The sequence below is a fragment of the Microbacterium sp. genome (assembly GCF_031988965.1).
Classification (GTDB): Bacteria; Actinomycetota; Actinomycetes; order Actinomycetales; family Microbacteriaceae; genus Microbacterium.
In genome coordinates this window covers 6,655-25,354 of the sequence record NZ_DALZXX010000016.1, presented here as the reverse complement: position 1 = coordinate 25,354, position 18,700 = coordinate 6,655, and the positions used below count along the sequence as shown (strand labels likewise).

General features: G+C 68.8%; 24 protein-coding genes and 1 pseudogene. 12 read left to right on the top strand and 13 right to left on the bottom strand.

The annotated features are described in order from the left end of the window. The coding region (locus RTM68_RS05915) for a hypothetical protein (RefSeq protein WP_312169218.1) at positions 1–280 on the top strand (280 nt) is incomplete at its 5' end. A gap of 10 nt (positions 281–290) precedes the next feature. On the opposite strand, the gene RTM68_RS05910 is transcribed toward RTM68_RS05915, so the two are convergent. From RTM68_RS05910 to RTM68_RS05900, 3 genes are all read right to left on the bottom strand, one after another. Next, the gene (locus RTM68_RS05910) at positions 291–2,000 is read right to left on the bottom strand and encodes an AMP-binding protein (protein WP_312169216.1); all 1,710 of its coding nucleotides are present in this window, start codon (positions 1,998–2,000) and stop codon (positions 291–293) included. 171 nt (positions 2,001–2,171) lie between these two features. After that, positions 2,172–2,639 (bottom strand): hotdog domain-containing protein, encoded by a 468-nt coding sequence (locus RTM68_RS05905; RefSeq protein WP_312169215.1) that lies wholly within the window; start codon positions 2,637–2,639, stop codon positions 2,172–2,174. A 189-nt stretch (positions 2,640–2,828) separates the two neighbouring features. Next, positions 2,829–3,284, bottom strand: coding sequence for an Lrp/AsnC family transcriptional regulator (locus RTM68_RS05900; protein ID WP_312169213.1), 456 nt, complete (start codon positions 3,282–3,284; stop codon positions 2,829–2,831). A 112-nt stretch (positions 3,285–3,396) separates the two neighbouring features. Here RTM68_RS05900 and RTM68_RS05895 point away from each other — a divergent pair, with 112 nt between their 5' ends. Beyond that, positions 3,397–4,011, top strand: a complete 615-nt coding sequence (locus RTM68_RS05895) for a LysE family translocator (protein WP_312169211.1) — start codon at positions 3,397–3,399, stop codon at positions 4,009–4,011. A 20-nt stretch (positions 4,012–4,031) separates the two neighbouring features. After that, the gene (locus RTM68_RS05890) at positions 4,032–4,817 is read left to right on the top strand and encodes a thioesterase family protein (RefSeq protein ID WP_312169209.1); all 786 of its coding nucleotides are present in this window, start codon (positions 4,032–4,034) and stop codon (positions 4,815–4,817) included. 9 nt (positions 4,818–4,826) lie between these two features. On the opposite strand, the gene RTM68_RS05885 is transcribed toward RTM68_RS05890, so the two are convergent. Continuing rightward, a complete protein-coding gene (locus RTM68_RS05885; protein WP_312169207.1) occupies positions 4,827–5,720 on the bottom strand; it encodes a helix-turn-helix transcriptional regulator in 894 nt (297 codons plus the stop codon). 92 nt (positions 5,721–5,812) lie between these two features. Here RTM68_RS05885 and RTM68_RS05880 point away from each other — a divergent pair, with 92 nt between their 5' ends. Further along, positions 5,813–6,685, top strand: coding sequence for an aldo/keto reductase (locus RTM68_RS05880; RefSeq protein WP_312169249.1), 873 nt, complete (start codon positions 5,813–5,815; stop codon positions 6,683–6,685). 1 nt (position 6,686) lies between these two features. On the opposite strand, the gene RTM68_RS05875 is transcribed toward RTM68_RS05880, so the two are convergent. Next, positions 6,687–7,163, bottom strand: coding sequence for a MarR family transcriptional regulator (locus RTM68_RS05875; RefSeq protein ID WP_312169205.1), 477 nt, complete (start codon positions 7,161–7,163; stop codon positions 6,687–6,689). Continuing rightward, the gene (gene ribA, locus RTM68_RS05870) at positions 7,160–7,819 is read right to left on the bottom strand and encodes a GTP cyclohydrolase II (protein ID WP_312169202.1); all 660 of its coding nucleotides are present in this window, start codon (positions 7,817–7,819) and stop codon (positions 7,160–7,162) included. The genes RTM68_RS05875 and ribA overlap by 4 nt, the downstream gene beginning before the upstream one ends. A gap of 116 nt (positions 7,820–7,935) precedes the next feature. On the opposite strand from ribA, the gene RTM68_RS05865 reads away from it, so the two are divergent. Further along, positions 7,936–8,955, top strand: a complete 1,020-nt coding sequence (locus RTM68_RS05865) for a zinc-dependent alcohol dehydrogenase family protein (RefSeq protein ID WP_312169200.1) — start codon at positions 7,936–7,938, stop codon at positions 8,953–8,955. Positions 8,956–8,995: 40 nt separating this feature from the next. Then, a complete protein-coding gene (locus tag RTM68_RS05860) occupies positions 8,996–9,397 on the top strand; it encodes a cupin domain-containing protein (RefSeq protein ID WP_312169197.1) in 402 nt (133 codons plus the stop codon). A gap of 4 nt (positions 9,398–9,401) precedes the next feature. Here the strand turns inward: RTM68_RS05860 and RTM68_RS05855 are convergent, their stop codons facing one another. Next, on the bottom strand, positions 9,402–10,301 hold the full coding sequence (locus RTM68_RS05855) for a DMT family transporter (protein WP_312169195.1): 900 nt from the start codon (positions 10,299–10,301) through the stop codon (positions 9,402–9,404). 156 nt (positions 10,302–10,457) lie between these two features. Between RTM68_RS05855 and RTM68_RS05850 the strand changes: the two genes are divergently transcribed. Further along, a complete protein-coding gene (locus RTM68_RS05850) occupies positions 10,458–11,294 on the top strand; it encodes a sulfurtransferase (RefSeq protein WP_312169192.1) in 837 nt (278 codons plus the stop codon). A 16-nt stretch (positions 11,295–11,310) separates the two neighbouring features. Here RTM68_RS05850 and RTM68_RS05845 read toward each other — a convergent pair whose 3' ends face one another. Further along, complete coding sequence (locus RTM68_RS05845) at positions 11,311–12,213, bottom strand: hypothetical protein (protein ID WP_194762250.1); 903 nt, start codon at positions 12,211–12,213, stop codon at positions 11,311–11,313. 309 nt (positions 12,214–12,522) lie between these two features. On the opposite strand from RTM68_RS05845, the gene RTM68_RS05840 reads away from it, so the two are divergent. Together RTM68_RS05840 and RTM68_RS05835 are read left to right on the top strand one after the other, a co-directional pair. Continuing rightward, complete coding sequence (locus RTM68_RS05840) at positions 12,523–13,173, top strand: acyl-CoA synthetase (RefSeq protein WP_312169190.1); 651 nt, start codon at positions 12,523–12,525, stop codon at positions 13,171–13,173. After that, positions 13,170–13,523 (top strand): hypothetical protein, encoded by a 354-nt coding sequence (locus RTM68_RS05835; RefSeq protein ID WP_312169187.1) that lies wholly within the window; start codon positions 13,170–13,172, stop codon positions 13,521–13,523. The genes RTM68_RS05840 and RTM68_RS05835 overlap by 4 nt, the downstream gene beginning before the upstream one ends. 213 nt (positions 13,524–13,736) lie before the next feature. On the opposite strand, the gene purB is transcribed toward RTM68_RS05835, so the two are convergent. Together purB and RTM68_RS05825 are read right to left on the bottom strand one after the other, a co-directional pair. After that, positions 13,737–15,119, bottom strand: a complete 1,383-nt coding sequence (gene purB / locus RTM68_RS05830; RefSeq protein WP_312169246.1) for an adenylosuccinate lyase — start codon at positions 15,117–15,119, stop codon at positions 13,737–13,739. A 14-nt stretch (positions 15,120–15,133) separates the two neighbouring features. Then, entirely contained in the window at positions 15,134–15,631 is a 498-nt protein-coding gene (locus tag RTM68_RS05825; RefSeq protein WP_194762567.1) for a low molecular weight protein-tyrosine-phosphatase, read from the bottom strand. 193 nt (positions 15,632–15,824) lie between these two features. Between RTM68_RS05825 and RTM68_RS05820 the strand changes: the two genes are divergently transcribed. Beyond that, positions 15,825–16,088, top strand: a complete 264-nt coding sequence (locus tag RTM68_RS05820) for a hypothetical protein (RefSeq protein ID WP_312169185.1) — start codon at positions 15,825–15,827, stop codon at positions 16,086–16,088. Then, positions 16,085–17,455: a hypothetical protein gene (locus RTM68_RS05815; RefSeq protein WP_312169183.1), complete on the top strand. Its 1,371-nt coding sequence runs from the start codon at positions 16,085–16,087 to the stop codon at positions 17,453–17,455. Before RTM68_RS05820 ends, RTM68_RS05815 begins: the two co-directional genes overlap by 4 nt. On the opposite strand, the gene RTM68_RS05810 is transcribed toward RTM68_RS05815, so the two are convergent. Genes RTM68_RS05810 through RTM68_RS05800 form a run of 3 tightly spaced genes read right to left on the bottom strand, consistent with a single transcriptional unit; the run spans position 17,418 to position 18,445 of the window. After that, on the bottom strand, positions 17,418–17,819 hold the full coding sequence (locus tag RTM68_RS05810) for a phage holin family protein (RefSeq protein WP_312169181.1): 402 nt from the start codon (positions 17,817–17,819) through the stop codon (positions 17,418–17,420). The genes RTM68_RS05815 and RTM68_RS05810 overlap by 38 nt on opposite strands. A 2-nt stretch (positions 17,820–17,821) precedes the next feature. After that, entirely contained in the window at positions 17,822–18,235 is a 414-nt protein-coding gene (locus tag RTM68_RS05805; protein WP_312169179.1) for a type II toxin-antitoxin system death-on-curing family toxin, read from the bottom strand. Positions 18,236–18,238: 3 nt separating this feature from the next. Further along, positions 18,239–18,445 (bottom strand): ribbon-helix-helix protein, CopG family, encoded by a 207-nt coding sequence (locus RTM68_RS05800; protein WP_312169177.1) that lies wholly within the window; start codon positions 18,443–18,445, stop codon positions 18,239–18,241. A 64-nt stretch (positions 18,446–18,509) separates the two neighbouring features. Here RTM68_RS05800 and RTM68_RS05795 point away from each other — a divergent pair. Continuing rightward, positions 18,510–18,700 (top strand): annotated as a pseudogene (locus tag RTM68_RS05795) (aminotransferase); the annotation flags it as partial.

The window sequence follows — 18,700 nt, the reverse complement described above, 5'->3', positions numbered from 1 at the left end:
CATCGTGGCGGGAGCCGCGCTGGTGGGCATGCTCGTGGTCGGCGCCGTGCTGCGGGTGATCATCGGCTCCGCCGAGTCGCGTGCGGCTCTGCGTCCGGCGACGGCAGCGGCGGCGGTAGAGATCACGCCGATCTCCACAGCGTCGAGTGCGGTGCCGAGTGCCGCGTCGACCGCAGCGTCGAGCGCCGTGTCGACGGCGACGTCGAGCACGCCCGCGACCGTCACGCCCCGCGCCGTGGCGTCGACGAGCACCGGCAGCATGCCGGCGCTCGCGAGCTGAGACCGCCGATTCAGCGGTAGTCGCGGTCCCGGTGCTGCCCGGCGTCATCGCCTGATGCCACACGCTCGGACTCTCGCGCGCGCAGCTCGACTCGACGGATCTTGCCCGAGATGGTCTTCGGCAGCTCGGGCACGAACTCGATGAGGCGCACCCAGAGGTGCGACGACAGTCGGTCGTGCGCGTAGGCGAAGATCGACCGCGCCGCCTCGGATTCGGCCTCGGCAGCATCCGGCCGCAGGCACACGTACGCCTTCGGCACCGCGAGGCGCGTCGGGTCGGGACTCGGGATCACCGCCGCCTCGATCACGAGCTCGTGCTCGAGCAGCACCGATTCGAGCTCGAACGGCGAGATCTTGTAGTCCGAGGCCTTGAACACGTCATCCGCCCGGCCGATGTAGGTGAGGTAGCCCTCGTCGTCGCGCACCGCGATGTCGCCGGTGTGGTGGTAGCCGCCCACCCGCGACTCGGCGGTCTTCTCGGGGTCGTCGTAGTACCCGGCCATGAGGCCGACCGGCGGCTGCGAGAGGTCGAGTGCGATCTCTCCCTCGGCATCCGTGACCTCGCCCGTGGCGGGGTCGAGCAGCACGACCGGGTAGCCCGGCAGCGGGCGGCCCATCGAGCCGACCTTGACCGTCTGCCCGGGGGAGTTGCCGATGCAGGCCGTCATCTCGGTCTGCCCGAAGCCGTCGCGGATCGTGCCGCCCCAGGCGTCGCGCACGCGGTCGATGACCTCGGGGTTCAGCGGCTCGCCTGCGCCGACGAGCTCGCGCGGCGGGTGGGTGAGCCGACCGAGATCCGCCTGGATCAGCATGCGCCACACCGTCGGCGGCGCGCAGAACGTCGAGACGTGGTGCGTGTCCATGACCTGCATGAGGGTGTTCGCATCGAAGCGGTCGTAGTTGTAGACGAAGACGGTCGCCTCGGCGAGGAACGGCGAGTAGAAGCTCGACCAGGCGTGCTTCGCCCACCCCGGTGACGAGATGTTCAGGTGCACGTCATCGGGACGCACCCCCAGCCACCACATGGTTGAGAGGTGTCCGATCGGGTACGACACGTGCGTGTGCTGCACGAGCTTGGGGCGGTTGGTCGTGCCGCTCGTGAAGTACAGCAGCGCGGTGTCGTCGGCGGGTGTCGGAGCATCCGGCTCGAATGCGGTCGGTGCGCTCGACGACTCGTCGAAGCGGCTCCAGTCCGAGGGGATGCCGTCGCCCACGCCGATGCGCAGCACGTCGGCGTCGATGTCGGCGATGCGCTCGGCCAGACCGCCGGTCGTCACGATCGCGCGAGCCCTGCCGTGGTCGACGCGGTAGGCGAGGTCGGATGCCGAGAGCAGCGTCGACGTGGGGATCGACACCGCGCCGATCTTGGTGATCGCGAGCATCACCTCCCACAGCTCGATCGTGTTGCCGAGCATCACGATCAGATGATCGCCGCGCCGGATGCCGAGCGAGGTGAGCCAAGCGGCGACCTGGTCGGAACGCGCGGAGAGCTGACCGTACGACCACGACTCGAGGCTGAGATCGGCGGACACGATCTGCACGGCAGGGCGGTCCGGCGTCTCGCCGGCGATCACGTCGAACCACTCGAGCGCGAAGTTGAACTCCGTGGGCGTCGGCCAGGAGAAGCCGTCTCGCGCCGCGTCGTAATCGGTGGCGTTCGCGAAGAGGAAGTCGCGCATCTCGCGGATCGCGGTGGTGGCTGCGGTGGCGGTGCGACTCATTCGGGGCTCCCTTGCTCGGCGGACGCACTCCATCCTCGCACCGGGTGCGGGCGCCTGGCCCCGCGCACTCCGAAGGACTTCTCACGCATCGGAGGACGTGATCCGGCGTGCGCTCCTTCGCTGCGCGAGTTCTCCTTGCGAACGGGGGCGCCGTGATGTCCGCAGGCCGACCTACGGCAGGCGGATGGTCCCCGTCGCGATGCGCTCGGTCGGCATCCGGTCGCGGTTGTAGGTGATCTCGTTGTAGCCGTGCGGGGTGGGGACGCCGTCTTCGTCGAGGCTGACGAACACGATCTTGTCGATCGTGAGGATGCGCTTGCGGGTGATCATGTTGCGCGCGACGGCGCGCATCGTGAGCGACGTGCGCCCGAAGTGGGTCGCCTGCAGGCCGATCTCGATCAGGTCGCCCTGCACGGCCGATGCTTCGAAGTTGATCTCCGAGATGTGCTTCGTGACCGCGCGGTAGTTGCCCAGCTGCACGATCGCGTAGATCGCCGCCTCTTCGTCGATCCACTTCAGCAGGCTGCCGCCGAACAGCGAGCCGTTCGCGTTCAGGTCTTCCGGCCGCACCCACTTGCGGGTGCGGAAGTTGATGCCGTCCTCGGACCACTGCCACTCGGGTGTCTGCTGATTCGCCATGCTTCGAGGGTAGGAGCGTCGTGAGTCGGGGGTGTTACGGGTGCACATCCGTGCAGTTCGAGTTCGAGGCACTGCGAGGTCAGAAAGGCACCCAGTTGGGCCCGCGCGGGTGCTCTTTCGACCTCGGGTGCTTTTCTGACCCCGCGTACGGCATCAGCCGGGGGCATGACCCGGGGCCTCGCCGGAGCATCAGCCCAGCGGCAGGGCCCCGTCGTCGACGACCTTGCGCATCACGAGCGTCGAGCTCACCCGCTGCACGCCGGGGAGAGCGGTGAGCTGCTCGTCATAGAGGCGCTGGAAGTGCTCGAGGTCGGCGGCGACGACGCGGAGCAGATAGTCGGGGTCGCCGAACAGGCGGTGCGCCAGGGTGATGTTCGGGATGCGCGTCACGGCCTCCTCGAACGGGATGATCGAGTCGCGATTGGCCTCCTTCATCGTGACGAACACCAGGGTCTCGAATCCCAGCCCGAGGGCCTCGGGGGAGAGGGTCGCGTGGTATCCGGTGATGACCCCCGAGCGCTCCAGTTCTCGCAGCCGTCGGTGGCACGGAGACACGCTGAGCTGCACCCGCTCGGCGAGTTCGGTGATGCTCAGGCGTCCATCACGCTGCAGCTCAGCAAGAATCTTCCGGTCGATGGCATCCATGTAGAAGATTCTTGCGCACATCGCGCCCGAGGGTGCAAACAACGCAAACACCTTCCGTCGTTTCCTTCCTAGAGTTGCCCTCGCACCGCAGGACCGACGAAAGAGAACAGCGATGGCACTCACCGCGATCACCGCCTTCTGGGGCGTGTCGATGCTCTTCGTGATCACGCCCGGGGCCGATTGGGCGTTCGCCATCTCGGCAGGTCTGCGCCGCCGCGCGGCCCCGGCCGTGCTCGGGATGCTGTCGGGCCACGTGCTCGCCGTGCTCATCGTCGCCGCGGGCGTCGGAGCGGTCGTCGCCCGGTATCCGCTCGCCCTCACCGTGCTGACGGTGGCCGGGGCGCTCTACCTGGTGTGGCTCGGCATCGGCACCCTCCGCACGCCCGCCGTCGTCCGCGAGGGCGCGGAACTCGTCGAGGCGTCGCCGGGACGATGGATGCTCAAGGGATTCGGCATCAGCGGGTTGAACCCGAAGGTGACCCTGCTGTTCCTCGCGATCCTCCCGCAGTTCACCGCGGCCGACTCGTCCGTGCCGCTCGGGGTGCAGATCGTGGTGCTCGGCGCCGTGCACCTGGTGGGCTGCGCCGCGGTGTACTTCGCGGTCGGATTCGGCGCCGGCGCCGTTCTCGGTGCCCGTCCCGCGGCCGCGCGCGTGGTGAGCATCGTCTCGGGGGTGGCGATGATCGTGATCGGCGTGGTCCTGCTCGTCGGACAGCTCGTGCGATGACGACGTTCTACGATCCGAGAGTGACCGCATACTTCGAGCGCCTCTCCGACACCTCCTTCCACGCCACTGAGGCCGTGCAGGGAGCCTGGAACACGTCCGAGCAGCACATCGCGCCGACCATCGGACTGCTGGCGCACCTCGTCGAGGTGCACCGCGATGCGCGCCGAGACGATGCTCTCGCTCTCGCGCGCGTCTCGTACGACATCCTCGGGGTGCTCCCGATCGATGTGGTCGACGTCGAGATCCGCGTGCTCCGACCGGGGCGCACGATCGAGCTCGTCGAGGCGACGCTGAGTCACTCCGGGCGTCCCGCGGTGATCCTCCGAGCCTGGCTGATGCAGACCGCCGACACGGCATCGATCGAGGGCGGCGCGCTGCCCGTGATGCCGCCCCTCGACGCGCACGCCGACTGGCAGGCGGGTGCGGTGTGGCCCGGCGCGTTCGTGCGCTCGGGTGACTTCCGTCACCGTGAGGACGAGCCGGGCCGTGCCTCCGCGTGGGTGCGGCCGCATCTCCCGCTTCTCGAGGGCGAGACGGTCAGCCCCACGGCGCGGGCCCTCGGCGTCGTCGATCTCGCCAACGGCATGACCCCGCGGGTGCCGATCGGCGCGGCGTTCTTCCCGAACGTCGACCTCACCGCCCATCTGTTCCGCGAACCGGACGACGGGTGGATCGGTCTCGACACGACCGTGACGTTCGGCGCCCACGGGGTCGGAATCACGCACTCCGTGCTCAACGACGCCTCGGGCCCGTTCGGCACGTCGGTGCAGAGCCTGACGGTGCGGCCCGTCGACCGGCAAGCTTGAGAGCCCGCGTCAGGCGTCGCTGCGCTCTGGCAGCGCGGAATCGCCGGTGAGGGATGCCGTGGCATCCGTCGCCGCCCAGCTCGCGAGCATCCGCAGCTTCTCCTCCGATGCCGACCCCGGCTCTGCCGTATATGTCGACATCTGCAGCCCCGGATCGGCCGGCAGCTCGAACGCCTCGTACGTGAGTTCCATCTCGCCCACGACCGGGTGGTTGATGCGCTTCACGCCGCTGCGATGGAAGCGCACGTTGTGTGCGGCCCAAAGCGTGCGGAACCGGTCGCTGCGCGTCGACAGCTCGCCGACGAGATCGGTGAGCTTGCGGTCGAACGGATTGCGCCCGGCTTCACCGCGCATCGCGGCGACCAGCTCCTGGGTGTTGCGCTCCCACTCGGGGTAGAACTCCTGCGCCGCCGGGTCGAGGAACGCGAAGCGGGCGCTGTTCGGCACCGGGGTCGTGAAGAGCGGCGCGTAGAGGGCACGGCCCAGCGCGTTCGCCGCGAGGTAGTCGAAGTAGTTGTTCCGCACGATCGCGGGCGCCTCGGTCATCGCGTCGAGAAGTCGCAGGATGCTGGGACGCAGCGTCTCGGCCTTCTTGCGCGGCTTGCGGGCGACCGGTGACGCATTGGCCGTGCGGGCCAGGTCGAACAGGTGCGCGGTCTCGGCCTCGTCGAGCTGCAGAGCGCGAGCGAGCGCGTCGAGCACGCTGTCGGAGACACCCGACAGGTCGCCGCGCTCGAGACGGGTGTAGTAGTCGACGCTGACGCCGGCGAGCAGCGAGACTTCTTCACGGCGCAGCCCCGGTACGCGCCGGTTGCCGCCGTATGCGGGCAGGCCTGCCTGATCGGGGGTGATGCGGTCGCGCCTCGACGAGAGGAATTCGCGCACCTCGCTGCGGGTGTCCATGTCATCGACGGTACGCCCCCTCGTCGGATGAAGGGAGGTACTGGCGGGGTCTCCCTCGCGACTTCACCCACGCGCACACTGGAGGTATGACCATGAACATGACTCTCAACAACGGCATCGAGATGCCCGCCCTCGGCTTCGGAGTCTTCCAGGCCGCCCCGGACGAGACCGTCGATGCCGTCAGCACCGCTCTCGAGACCGGCTATCGCCTGATCGACACCGCCGCCGCGTACGGCAACGAGCGCGAGGTGGGCGAGGCGATCCGTCGCACCGGCATCGCTCGCGACGAGATCTTCATCGAGACCAAGGTCTGGATCAGCGACTTCGGCTACGACGAGACGCTGCACGCGTTCGAGAAGTCGACCGGCAAGCTCGGCGTCGACCAGCTGGACCTGCTGATCCTGCACCAGGCCCTGCCGACCCGCTTCGACCTCACGCTCGGCGCCTACAAGGCGCTCGAGACGCTGCTCGACGACGGCCGGGTGCGCGCGATCGGCGTGAGCAACTTCATGGTGGAGCACCTTGAGAAGCTGGCGGCCGAGACGAGCATCGTCCCGGCGATCAACCAGATCGAGGTGCACCCGTACTTCCAGCAGCGTGAGGTGCAGCAGGCGGATGCCGCCGCAGGCACCGTCACGCAGGCCTGGTCGCCCATCGGCGGCATCACGGCGTACCGTCCCAACGGCGCATCCGTGTTCGACGACGAGACCCTCACCGCGATCGCCTCTGAGCATGGCAAGTCTCCCGCCCAGGTGATGCTGCGCTGGCACCTGCAGCAGGGCCGATCCGCGCTGCCGAAGTCGGTGCGCCCCGCCCGCATCGCCGAGAACTTCGACGTGTTCGACTTCGAGCTGACTGCCGATCAGCTCGGCGCGATCGATGCGCTCGACACCGGAGTGCGCCGCGGCCCCGAGCCCGAAGACGTCACGCTCGAGGCATTCGGCCGAGAGATCCCCGAGGCGTGAGCTAGAGGGCCGCGGCGACGCCGGGGAGCAGCTTGGTCAGGATCGTGCCGAGCTGCTCCCGCTCGTCTTCCGTGAGCGGATCGAAGACCAGTTCGCGGATCTGCGCCACGTGCACGGGGGCCGCTCCTCGGAGCAGCTCGCGACCGGCATCCGTCAGTGCGGCCGTCAGGGTGCGCTTGTCGCTGCTGCAGGAGGTGCGCGTGACCCAGCCTCGTTCTTCGAGCGAGTCGATCGCGTGGCTGAGCCGCGAGCGGCTGAGCCCGGCGATCTGCGCGAGCTCGGTCATCGGGATCGCACGGTCGTCCTGGCCGGCGAGCGTCACGAGGATCGCGTAGTGCGCGTGCTTGAGTCCAGTCTCGGCCTTCAGCGCACGGTCGAGCACCTGCGGCAGCAGCTGCACGAACCGGATGGTCGGCAGCCACGTCTGCATCTCGGTGTCGTCGAGCCGTCGGTCGTTCACCACCTGCGCGTTCATCATGCGGCGGACAGATCGAGCGTGTGAGAGGTGTGGTCGCGCTTGGCCTCGAGGTAGCGGTGGTTCGCGTCTGACAGGTGCACGCCGGTGCGCACCTGCTCGGTGACGCGGATGCCGAGCGACTCGAGCTGCGCCGCCTTGTCGGGGTTGTTGCTCAGCAGGCGGATGCTGTCGGCGCCCACCGTCTGCAGCATCTGGGCCGCGACGGTGTAGTCGCGCTCGTCCTCGCCGCGGCCGAGAGCCACGTTCGCCTCATACGTGTCGAGGCCCGAATCCTGCAGGGCGTAGGCGTCGAGCTTGGCGTACAGGCCGATGCCGCGGCCTTCCTGACGCAGGTAGAGCAGGAATCCGCCGTCCTCCGCGATGCGCTCGACGGCCTCCCGCAGCTGCGGACCGCAGTCGCAGCGCTCGGATCCGAACACGTCACCGGTCAGGCATTCGCTGTGCGGGCGCACGAGAGGCGCATCCCCGCCGTCCGCCATGCGCTCGAGAGCGCCCTTCCAGTCGCCGAGGCCGAGCAGCAGGTGCTCGCGGCCGTCGACCAGGCCGTCGAACGTCACGACATCAGCGGCGGTCGAGAACCCGTCGGCGAAGCGCATCGGCACGCGCACGCGCGTGCGCTCGGTGGCGACCGGAACGACGGTTGAAGTTTCAATCATGTGGGGTGAAACGCGAGCCGCCGGAGTCTATTCCCGTGAAAGGAGTTTTGTCAGAACCTCCCGAAGAAGCCGGATCGGGCGTTGACTGGAACCAAGAGACAGAAGGAGCACCACTCATGCGTGGAGTAGTCATGTACGCGCCCGGCGACGTCCGCGTCGAGGATCGCGAGAAGCCGACCATCACCCGTCCGACCGACGCCGTGATCCGGATCGCCGCGACCTGCATCTGCGGATCCGACCTGTGGCCCTACCGCGGCGCGAACGAGGTCGACCACGACCCCATGGGTCACGAGTACGTGGGCGTCGTCGAAGAGATCGGCGCCGATGTGAAGACCGTGAAGGTCGGCGACTTCGTCGTCGGGTCGTTCATGGCGTCGGACAACACCTGTGAGATCTGCCAGGCCGGATACCAGTCCCGCTGCGTGCACGTCGTGCCGATGGGCCGGTACGGCACCCAGGCCGAATACTCGCTGATCCCGCACGCCGACGGCACGCTCGTCGCGACGCCGGGGCAGCCCGACGCCGATCTGATCCCGTCGCTGCTCGCGGCATCCGACGTGCTGGGCACCGGCTGGTTCGCCGCCGTCGCCGCAGAGGTCGGCCCGGGCAAGACCGTCGCCGTGGTCGGCGACGGAGCCGTGGGTCTGCTCGGCATCCTCGCCGCGCGTGAACTCGGCGCCGAGCGGATCATCGCGATGAGCCGTCACGCCGACCGCCAGGCGCTGGCGCGCGAGTTCGGCGCGACCGACATCGTCGAGGAACGCGGAGACGAGGGCGTGGCCCGCATCAAGGAGCTCACGAACGGGCTCGGCGCGCACTCGGTGATCGAGGCCGTCGGCACGCAGGAGTCGATGATGCAGGCGATCCGCGCGACCCGCCCCGGCGGTCACGTCGGGTACGTCGGCGTCTCGCACGACGTCGCGCTGCCCGGCGAGGAGCTCTTCTTCTCGGGCGTGCACCTGCACGGCGGCCCGGCTCCGGTGCGCCGCTTCCTCCCCGAGCTGATCCAGCTCATCTGGGACCGCAAGATCGACCCCGGCAAGGTGTTCGACCTCACGCTTCCGCTCGAGGACGCTGCCGAGGGCTATCGCGCCATGGACGAGCGTCGCGCCACCAAGGTGCTGCTCACCGTCTGAGCCGCTGTCCCGGCTCGCGACCTGCGACAGGAGAGAAGACATGCACATCGAAGACCGCATCCCCACCGTGAAGAACCCGCCCGAATGGTTCACGGGCGACGTCTGGCTCGACCCGATCATCGCCCCGCACGATGCGGACCAGCGGATGTCGGGCGGGCTCGTCCGGTTCGCACCGGGAGCCCGCACGGCGTGGCACTCGCACGCGCGCGGCCAGTACCTGCGCGTCACCGAGGGCACCGCCCTGTGCGGCACGCGCGACGGCACCGTCGTCGAGGCCCGTCCGGGCGAGACGATCTACACGCCGCCGGGGGAGGAGCACTGGCACGGTGCGGCCGAGGACTGCTTCATGCAGCACCTCGCGCTGCTCGAGGGTGCCGACGACCCGAGCCGCACCACGAGGTGGCTCGAGCACGTGAGCGACGAGGACTACCGCCGGCGCTGAACCGCTAGTCCGTCTTCGGTGCCGGTTCGCGGCGGCGCACGAGCTTGAGCTCACTGGCCAGGATGCCGAGCACGACGAGTGCGCCGCCGATCAGCGCGGTGACAGGCAGGCGCTCTCCCGCGATGCGGCCGATCGCGGCCGCCCACACCGGCTCGCCCGCGTAGATGATCGTGGCGCGGGTCGGCGAGACCGACTTCTGCGCCCAGTTCATCGTGAGCTGGATGATGCAGCTCGCCGCCCCGAGTCCGACCGCGCAGCCGACCCAGATCCACGAGAACTCGGGCAGCCCCTCGCCGACGACCGGCATCGTCAGGATGCCGAGCACCCCCGCGGTGAGCAGTTGGATGATCGTGATGCGGCCGAGGTCGATCCTGCCGGCGAACACGCTGATGAGGATGATCTCGGCCGCGATCGGCAGGGTGCTGATCATGGTGAGGATCTCGCCCGACCCCAGCGTGAGGGCGAACGCGTCGGGGCCGGCGATGAGCAGAAGCCCGAGGAAGGCGAGCCCGGCGCCGACGAACGCCATGGCCGGCGGTCGCTTGCGGAACACCGCCCACTGGGCGAGCGGCACGAGCGGGATGTACATCGCGGTGATGAAGGCAGAGGTGCTCGAGTCGATGGTCTGCAGTCCGACGGTCTGCAGCCCGTACCCGAGGTAGATCATCACGCCGATCGCGACCCCGGCGCCGATGTCTCGCCAGCGGACGCCGCGCAGCACGCGCCGGAAGATGACGACGCTGATCAGACCGGCGACGAGGAATCGGATGCCGACGAAGAACCACGGGCCCGAATGCTGCATCGCCCAGTGCACGAGCAGGAAGGTGCTGCCCCACACGGCTGTGACGGCGATGAGGGCGACCTCTTGACGGCGCAGGCTCATCCAGCGGAATCGAGTGGACATGCTGTCCTTTCCCGACGCGGCCCGGACGAGCTTATCGCCGCTCTCGCATCCGCTTCGAATCCTCCGCCTCCGCTCTCGAATCGGGCGAAAGGGCCGATATGACGACGGACTACGGTCAGGCACGCGCGTCGAGCGGCGTCTCGATAGCCTCGCAGCATGAGCAACTTCGTGAGCGTCGACGAACTGAACGAGCTGCGGGCGTCGGAGACGCCTGTCCGCGTGATCGATGTGCGTTGGCGACTCGACCGCCCGGACGGTCACGCCGACTACCTCGAGGGTCACATTCCCGGAGCGGTCTACGTGCCCCTCGACACCGAGCTGGCCACGCACGGGGAGCCGTCGGAGGGGCGGCATCCGCTCCCCTCGACGCAGACTCTGCAGGATGCCGCGCGGCGCTGGGGAGTGAACCAGGGCGAGGTCGTCGTGGCCTACGACGACAGCAAGGGGCTCAGCGCCTCGCGTGCGTGGTGGCTGCTGCGGCAGGGCGGAGTCGACGTGCGCGTGCTCGACGGCGGCATCCGTGCCTGGACGGCGGCCGGGCTTCCGGTCGCGACCGACGACGTGCAGGTCGAACCGGGCGACGTGGTGCTCGAAGAGATCGGCGGAGATGCGATCACGATCGACGAGGCGGCCGCCTTCCCGGCATCCGGTGTTCTGCTCGATGTGCGGGCTCCGGAGCGGTACCGCGGCGAGCACGAGCCGCTCGATCCGATCGCGGGGCACATCCCGGGCGCCCTCAACGTGCCGATGGCCGCGCACCTGAACGCCGAGGGCAAGATCCTCGACGTCCACACGCTGCAGGCGACCTTCGCGGCAGTCGGCGTCACCGAGGGCACGCAGGTGGCGGCCTACTGCGGCTCCGGCGTCACCGCGGCGCATACCGCGCTGGTGCTCGACGAGGCGGGTATCGAGGCGAAGGTCTTCCCCGGCTCGTGGAGCCAGTGGTCGAACACGCCGGGTCGTGCGGTGGCCGTGGGCGAACAGCCGGGATGACGGTCAGGTCGCTCGTTCAGCGACCGTCGTCGTAGCTCCAGCTGATCCCGAGAGCACCGGGGCCGAACGCCCGGCGCACCTGATGGATCGAGGTGCGCCCGCCCAGGTCGAGGATCGTCGTCTCCGCGCCGTTCGGCGTCTCGACGCGCTCCTCGATACGGTCGGGCAGCGCATCCGGGTGGAATCGCGTCCACACCAGGAGCTCGCGGCTCTGTCGTGCGAGCGCGTGGCCGGTCTCGCGCTGCGGCGGGTACCCGGGCGGGTACTCGACGGACCACTCGACCATCGCCGTGTCGGGCGCGGTCAGCGGCACCTCGAGCTCGAACAGCACTCCGTGGACCTCGCCGTTCGGGTGCGAGTACCGCGCGGCGATGCGCCCGCCCGAGACCGCCTCGATGAACGGCGCCGGGGTGCTCTCGCCGGGAGTCAGCTCGAGGAAGGGGATCGCGTCGATGGTGCCGACCGTCGACTGCACGATGCTCCGCGTCAGGGACCGGCAGACGTTGCCCGCCTCGTCGACATCGGTCACCGAGTGGGTGGTGAGTTCGCGAGAGGTGTCGGGGTACTCCGCCCCGAGCGCCGCGAACGCCTCCATCACCGCCCGTTCGAGCTCCTCCTCATCGAGGGGGAACTGATTGGGCCCCAGCGGTCCGGTGCGGTTGGTCGCCCCGAGCAGTGCAGTCAGGGCGCCGCGTTCCAGACCGAGCAGCTCTTCGATGTCGCTGAGCGCCGCCATCGACTGCACGCCCTCGGGGCGCCGCGCGCCGGAGCGCCAGTAGCTGAGTGTCGCCATCGAGACGCTGTTGCCGCGGATGCGCAGGAGCTCGTGGAGTCGGGCGAGCGTCAGCCCGCGTGCGTTGATGGCATCACGGAAGGAACCGGAGAAGGCGTCCGCCGCCCTCCGGATCCCACTTTCCATACTCGTCACAGCACCCCTCCGGTATGTGAAGAAACGAGCCCTAGAGTGAGCTTACGACCACACCGGCGCTCCGTAGGGGACGAGGCGCTGTTTCTGGGGTCCAAGGGTTGTACCGCCGCAAGCAGGGTGCCCGACCTTGTGAGCAGTTGCGACCCGACGCAGTGCCGCCCCCGTCGCTGCGTTTGTCGCGGGGCCTGACGATCGATCTGGGGAGATCCGTCGGGCCCCGCGAACAACTCCTCCGCGTCGGCATCCACCCAGCGCCCCCGCGTAGACTGAGGGGAACACCCCGGAGGACTCTGGATCGTCATGTCTGCCCCTGCCCGCGCGTTCACCGTGCGCCACGTCCAGCTGTTGCGCGCGCTCTTCGCCGCGGCCGCCGCCGTGATGATCACGTTCTCGCCCGACCATTCCGCGGCCGTGGGACTCTCCGTCTTCAGCGGCTTCGTGCTGACCACTGCGCTGGTGATGATCGTCGCCGTCTGGCTCGTCTTCCCGGCAGGTCAGCGCTGGCCGTGGGTCGTGCTCGCTCTGCTCGGCTTCGCCGCCGGCATGACCGCGGGCGTTCCCGTCTGGCGCACGGATGACATGTTCTTCGTCGTCGTGATCGCCTGGGCGGCCACGACAGGACTCGTGGAGCTGATCGTGGGTCTGCGTGCACGCCGCGCGGGCGACATCACCGCGCGTGACTCCATCACGGTCGGCGCCCTCGGGCTGCTGCTCGCGGTGGTGCTGATCGCGATCCCGGCAGGCTTCGTGCAGCCCTACGCCATCGAGGGCGCGGGCGACTTCGTGCTCACCGGCATCATTCTCGGAGTCGGCATGTTCGGCGGATACGCGGCGATCGTCGCGGTCTTCCTCGGCATCGCCGGACTCACCCCGAAGCACGCGGACGCCGTCGATGCCGCCGCCGCCAATGACGTGAGCCCCGCGCCCGTCGACCACGGAGGAGACCGATGAGCGACGAGAAGCCCACCCGCAGCGACATCCTGCGCCCGCTGCACCTGCTCGGCATCGCGCTGGCCTGCGGCATCTTCGCAGCCGTCGTCACGCTCGTATCCACAGGCGCCTTCACGTCGCGCGTCAACGCGGCGATCGCGAACGGCACCTACGACGGCCTGACCCCGATCGCTCTCGGCCTGGTGGTGGGCGGCGGCGCGTTCATCGTGACGCTGCTGATCCTCGCGATGCTGATCCTCGTCGTCGACCCGGCCGACGTCACCAAGACGGTCGACCGCCCCGTGCTCTACGACCCCGAGACGCCGGACGAGCCGGACTCGGGCGCGACGGGACGCACCACCTCGTCCTGAGCCGGCCTCGCCCGCGACCCCGCAGACAGTCGGGGTCGATCGCGCACCGGAACCGAGGGTTTCGGGTGCGTTACTGACCTCGCAGCCGGCCGGGGTCAATCGCGCACCGGAATCGAGGGATTCGGGTGCAGTACTGACCCCGCAGCGAGCCGGGGATACGCAACTGACCCCGCTCGAGCCGTGGGCACGAGCGGGGTCAGGATGCGCTGACGACTACTTCGCGAGCTGCTCGGCGATGCCCGTGTAAGTAGCAGGGGTCAGAGCCAGTAGACGCTGCTTGGCGGCGTCCCCGATCTCGAGTCCCTCGACGAACGCGGCCAGGTCTGCGGCACCGACGCGGTGACCGCGGGTGAGTTCCTTGAGCAGCGCGTAGGGGTCGGTGATCGACGAGCGCCCGGCGACGACCTCGGCACGGATGACGGTCTGGATCGCCTCGGCGAGGACCTCCCAGTTCACGTCGAGGTCGGCGAGCAGCACGTCGCGCGACAGCGAGATCGCGTTCAGCCCGCGTCGCAGGTTGTCGATAGCGAGCAGCGAGTGCCCGAACGCGACGCCGATGTTGCGCTGCGTCGTCGAGTCGGTCAGGTCGCGCTGCAGACGGCTCGTCACGAGCGTCTGCCCCAGGGAGGCGAGCAGCGCGCCCGAGATCTCGAGGTTCGCCTCGGCGTTCTCGAAGCGAATCGGGTTGATCTTGTGCGGCATGGTCGACGACCCGGTCGCTCCGGCGACGGGGATCTGCGCGAAGTAGCCGAGCGAGATGTAGGTCCAGATGTCGGTGGCCAGGTTGTGCAGGATGCCGCCGGCGTGACGCACGCGGTCGTAGAGCTCGACCTGCCAGTCATGGGACTCGATCTGCGTGGTCAGCAGGTTGAAGCCGAGGCCGAGGCCTTCGATGTACTCGCGCGAGATCGTCGGCCAGTCGGCGTCGGGGTCGGCCGAGATGTGAGCCGACCAGGTGCCGGTCGCGCCCGAGAACTTGGCGAGGTAGTCGGATGCCGCGATCTGCGCGCGCACGCGCTCGAGGCGCCACGCGAAGACCGCGAGTTCCTTGCCCATGGTCGACGGGGTCGCGGGCTGTCCGTGCGTGCGCGACAGCATCGCGGCGTCGGCGTGCTCGGCAGCCAGCTCGCGCAGCTTCGCGATCACGACGTCGAGGGCCGGCAGCCAGACCTCTTCGACGGCGCGCTTGACGGTGAGCGCGTACGACGCGGAGTTGATGTCCTCGCTCGTGCAGGCGAAGTGCGTGAGCTCGGCGATCGCGTCGAGGCCCAGCGTCGACAGGCGGTCGCGCACCAGATACTCGATGGCCTTGACGTCGTGCTGGGTCACCGCTTCCTTCTCGGCGAGCCAGTCGATCTCGGCCTGGCCGAAGTCACGGTAGAGAGCGCGCAGGCGCTCCTTGTCGGCATCCGACAGCGGGCTCGTCTCGAAGAGCGAGCGGTCGGTGAGGGCGATCAGCCATTCGACCTCCACCTCGACGCGAGCGCGGTTGAGGCCCGCCTCCGAGAGGAAGTCGGCGAGTCCGGTGACGGCACCGCGGTAGCGGCCGTCGAGCGGACTCAGGGGCTGCGGCGGGAGCGAGGGCTGGAAAGTCAGGGGAATCCTCCTGATCAGGCCCCGAGATCACGGGGCGTGCGGGGCTGGCGAAGGGCCGGTTCGAGCTGGCGGAACAACCCGCGGGTCGCCGCCTCAATCATACCGAGCACCGAATCGAACATCTCGGGGCCCGCGTAGTACGGATCGGGCACGTCCTGCGTCGACGCTGCGGGGTCGAAGGCGAGCAGCAGGGTGACCTTTCCCTCTTCGTCTTCGTCGCGGGCCCATTCGCGGAGGTTGCGCTCGTGCGTGCGGTCGAGCGCGACGATGAGGTCGTTGTCGGCGAACGAGGCGAACGTGAACTGCTTCGCCCGGTGCTGGGAGCCGTCGTAGCCGCGACGGGCGAGGGAATCGAGTGTGCGATGGTCGGCCTGCTCGCCGAGGTGCCAGTCGCCCGTGCCGGCGCTGCGCGAGACGATGCGTGACCCCAGCCCCTGGCGCTCGGCGAGATCGCGGAAGACGACCTCCGCCATGGGGGATCGGCAGATGTTCCCCGTGCAGACGAAGATCACGCGAAAGGGATCCGGGGATGGCACTGTTCCATTGTGCCGGTCGAGGGCGGATCGCGCGATGCGAGAATCCCGAGCGCGGCGCGGGGTCCACCCGTTCTGCACATGCAGTCGCATCGAGGGCGGCGCTCACGCGAGCCGGGAGTTCGGGCTTCCCGCAGCTCGACGGGCGGTGCGAATCCCGGATGCTGGGCGCATGAACTCCATCGCACTGACGCAGATGTCCGCGGCCGAGGCCGAGTGGGCGAAGAACCAGGCTGCCCGCGAGCTGCGCGCCGCCGTCGACGCACTCGACGACGCCCGGGCATCGTTGAGGGGGCTGGCTGACGACACCGCATGGCAGTCCGACGGCGTGCGAGCGATGCACGACGCTCTGGCCGACTACGGGCGGCGCACTCACGCCGAGGCGACCGACACGCAGGGGCGCGTGCGCGAGGTGGCAGGGATCGACGTCTCGTGAGCGGGATCGACATCGATCATGGCGGCGTGATCTCGGTCGACCCCGACGTCCTGCGCTCGGTCGCACGGCGGATGGATGCCGTCGCGTCCTGCTTCGACGACGCGCAGGATGCGATCGCGCGGGCATACCGGGTGATCGTCGATGCGTCGGGATTCAGCGCGTACGTCGACACCGTCTCGCTCTGGTCGTCGGGGGTGCGGGTGTCGCGCCTGCAGTCGGAGTGTCAGGAGACCACCGCGAGCACGCGGCTCATGGCCGACGTCTACGAGTACGTCGAGTTGCGAGCCGAGGCCGAGATGCTCGCGCGAACGGATCCGGCCACCGCGCACCGTCTCACCCTTCAGGCTGACCGGTTGGCCGCGCGCGATGATCGCATTCCCGACATGGCCCGGCAGCTCGAGGCGCAGTGGGAGATCGACAGGTTCGAGGGGCTGTTCCCGGCGCCGTTCCTGCCGGCCGTCTACGGGCCCGTCTTCGCGGCGGCGGCAGCCGCCGGTGCCTTCTCGGGATTCGGGAAGGTGACCCCCGGCGAGACGCTGACCGGAAAGAGCGACCCGGTGACGGTGGCGCCGGTGAAGACGTCGACGCCTGCGTCGGCCCCGGGCGGCCTCGCGGCCGCGCTGAAGCGGATGCCGACGTCCGACGGGGCGCAGATCGCGGTCGAGAAGTACACGTACCCGGACGGCAGCACGAGGTTCGTCGCCTTCATCAAGGGCACTCAGAGCGTGGGCTTCGGCGGTGCGGAACCGTGGGACATGAAGTCGAACGTCGAGCTCTATCAGGGGCAGCGATCGGCCTCCTATCAGGCCACGATCGAGGCGCTCAAGGCGGCGGGAGCCGGCCCCGGCGATCTGGTCGACGTCGTCGCGCACTCGCAGGCCGGCATGGTGACGGCGCATCTCTCCATGGAGAGCGAGTTCGACGTGCAGGTGCAGGTCACAGCCGGCAGTCCGGTCGAGCCGACCCTCGACGACGATCAGACCATCGTGCAGCTCCGGCACACCGACGATCCCGTTCCTGCTCTCAGCGGCGGGGGATCCGCGGAGGGCACGGGTTCTCCCGACAGCTTCACTGTGTCGCGTCAGGCTGATCCGGGTGCCAGCATCGGTGACATCGTGCTCGGCCAGCACCTGCTCGATTCCTACACGGAGACGGCGGGGATGGCGGATGCGTCAGGCGACCCGCGCGTCGAGAATCTCGACAGGTACTGGGAGGAACTCGATCGGGCTGTGACGATCGAGCGGACCGAGTTCCACGCCGAACGCGTGCTCGAGCAGCCGGGCGATGCTGCGGCCGATGCCGCGACCGGGGCGCCGCCCGACGCCGCGATCAGTCGCGAGCGCGCTTCCGCTGCGGGCGCAGGATGAAGCCGAAGACGCCGTTGATCAGCGAGATGATGAGGGCCGCGAGAACGCCCCACCAGAAGTCCCCGACCGTCAGCCCCCAGCCGAAACCGCTCGTGATCCAGGCCGTCAGCCACAGCAGGAAGCCGTTGATGACGAACCCGATGAGGCCGAGGGTGAGGATGTACAGGGGGAAGGCCACGATCTTCACGACCGTGCCGATGATCGTGTTCACCAGGGCGAAGATCGCCGCGACCGCGAGCAGGGTGAGTACGAGCTGCAGGGTCTCGCCCGGCGCGAACGCCTTGATCTGCACCTGCAGGGCGGGGATCAGCGTCACGACCCACAGGGCGAACGCATTGACGACGACTCGGATGATGAAGCGCATGGTCAGGCCAGTCTCCCATGAGGGCGGTGGGATGTCAGAGCGGACACCAGACGGTATCGGATGTGGGACGCGATGACCGCGGTGATCTCATCGAGATCGATCCTGCTCTGTGCCACGTCCAGAACGAGATCGAAGGCCTCCTCATTGGTGAACGTCACCTCGTATCCATTGAGTCGGATGAAGATGAATGTCAAATACAACGAAAGACGCTTGTTCCCATCGAACAACGAGTGATTCTGGGCGACGGAGCTGATCAGGGCGGCCGCCTTCGCCGCGAACGCCGGGTACGCGTCGGTGCCGAACATGCTGGCCGCCGGTCGGGCCAGGGCCGAGAACAGCAAGCCCTCGTCGCGAACGTGCAGACCGAGTTTGGCGATCAGCGCCAGAGCCTGCTCCGGCTCGATGTACTCGGTCACCGGTCAGGCGTCTTCGAGGCGCGTGAGAGCGACTGCGTAGCGTTCCGCCACCTCTTCGGCGATCGAGAGTACGCGTTGCGTCTTCGTCTCACTGTTCGCGAATCGGGTCGCAGCCTCGATGATCACCGCATGCTTCGAGATGTGACGAGTGCGCGCGATCTCCTCGAGCTGCGCATCGAGTTCCTCTGGAAGCCTGACCGTCATTGCCATACCAAAATGGTACTACCGCCGGCATCGAGTCGCCAGACCCGGCGGAATCCATAGACTCATCCTTGTGACCGATCCGATCCTGCCGCGCATCCGCCCCGCCATCGCCGCTCTCGCGCCGTACCGCCAGGGCAAGCAGGCCGGCCCCGACGCCTTCAAGCTGTCGAGCAACGAGAACCCGTTCGAGCCGCTGCCGTCCGTCGCCGCGGCGCTGCAGCACACGACCCCGATCAACCGGTACCCGGATGCGACGGCAGG

Bases quoted from the DNA above. Each gene is read 5' to 3' on its own strand.
- RTM68_RS05835 (WP_312169187.1), top strand. From the start codon at position 13,170: ATGAGCGACGAGAAGCCCACCCGCAGCGACATCCTGCGCCCGCTGCAC.
- RTM68_RS05860 (WP_312169197.1), top strand. From the start codon at position 8,996: ATGCACATCGAAGACCGCATCCCCACCGTGAAGAACCCGCCCGAATGG.
- ribA (WP_312169202.1), bottom strand. From the start codon at position 7,819: ATGATTGAAACTTCAACCGTCGTTCCGGTCGCCACCGAGCGCACGCGC.
- RTM68_RS05800 (WP_312169177.1), bottom strand. From the start codon at position 18,445: ATGGCAATGACGGTCAGGCTTCCAGAGGAACTCGATGCGCAGCTCGAG.
- RTM68_RS05910 (WP_312169216.1), bottom strand. From the start codon at position 2,000: ATGAGTCGCACCGCCACCGCAGCCACCACCGCGATCCGCGAGATGCGC.
- RTM68_RS05880 (WP_312169249.1), top strand. From the start codon at position 5,813: ATGAACATGACTCTCAACAACGGCATCGAGATGCCCGCCCTCGGCTTC.
- RTM68_RS05840 (WP_312169190.1), top strand. From the start codon at position 12,523: ATGTCTGCCCCTGCCCGCGCGTTCACCGTGCGCCACGTCCAGCTGTTG.
- RTM68_RS05855 (WP_312169195.1), bottom strand. From the start codon at position 10,301: ATGTCCACTCGATTCCGCTGGATGAGCCTGCGCCGTCAAGAGGTCGCC.
- RTM68_RS05900 (WP_312169213.1), bottom strand. From the start codon at position 3,284: ATGGATGCCATCGACCGGAAGATTCTTGCTGAGCTGCAGCGTGATGGA.
- RTM68_RS05895 (WP_312169211.1), top strand. From the start codon at position 3,397: ATGGCACTCACCGCGATCACCGCCTTCTGGGGCGTGTCGATGCTCTTC.
- RTM68_RS05850 (WP_312169192.1), top strand. From the start codon at position 10,458: ATGAGCAACTTCGTGAGCGTCGACGAACTGAACGAGCTGCGGGCGTCG.
- RTM68_RS05845 (WP_194762250.1), bottom strand. From the start codon at position 12,213: ATGGAAAGTGGGATCCGGAGGGCGGCGGACGCCTTCTCCGGTTCCTTC.
- RTM68_RS05885 (WP_312169207.1), bottom strand. From the start codon at position 5,720: ATGGACACCCGCAGCGAGGTGCGCGAATTCCTCTCGTCGAGGCGCGAC.
- RTM68_RS05865 (WP_312169200.1), top strand. From the start codon at position 7,936: ATGCGTGGAGTAGTCATGTACGCGCCCGGCGACGTCCGCGTCGAGGAT.
- RTM68_RS05875 (WP_312169205.1), bottom strand. From the start codon at position 7,163: ATGATGAACGCGCAGGTGGTGAACGACCGACGGCTCGACGACACCGAG.
- RTM68_RS05905 (WP_312169215.1), bottom strand. From the start codon at position 2,639: ATGGCGAATCAGCAGACACCCGAGTGGCAGTGGTCCGAGGACGGCATC.
- RTM68_RS05820 (WP_312169185.1), top strand. From the start codon at position 15,825: ATGAACTCCATCGCACTGACGCAGATGTCCGCGGCCGAGGCCGAGTGG.
- RTM68_RS05810 (WP_312169181.1), bottom strand. From the start codon at position 17,819: ATGCGCTTCATCATCCGAGTCGTCGTCAATGCGTTCGCCCTGTGGGTC.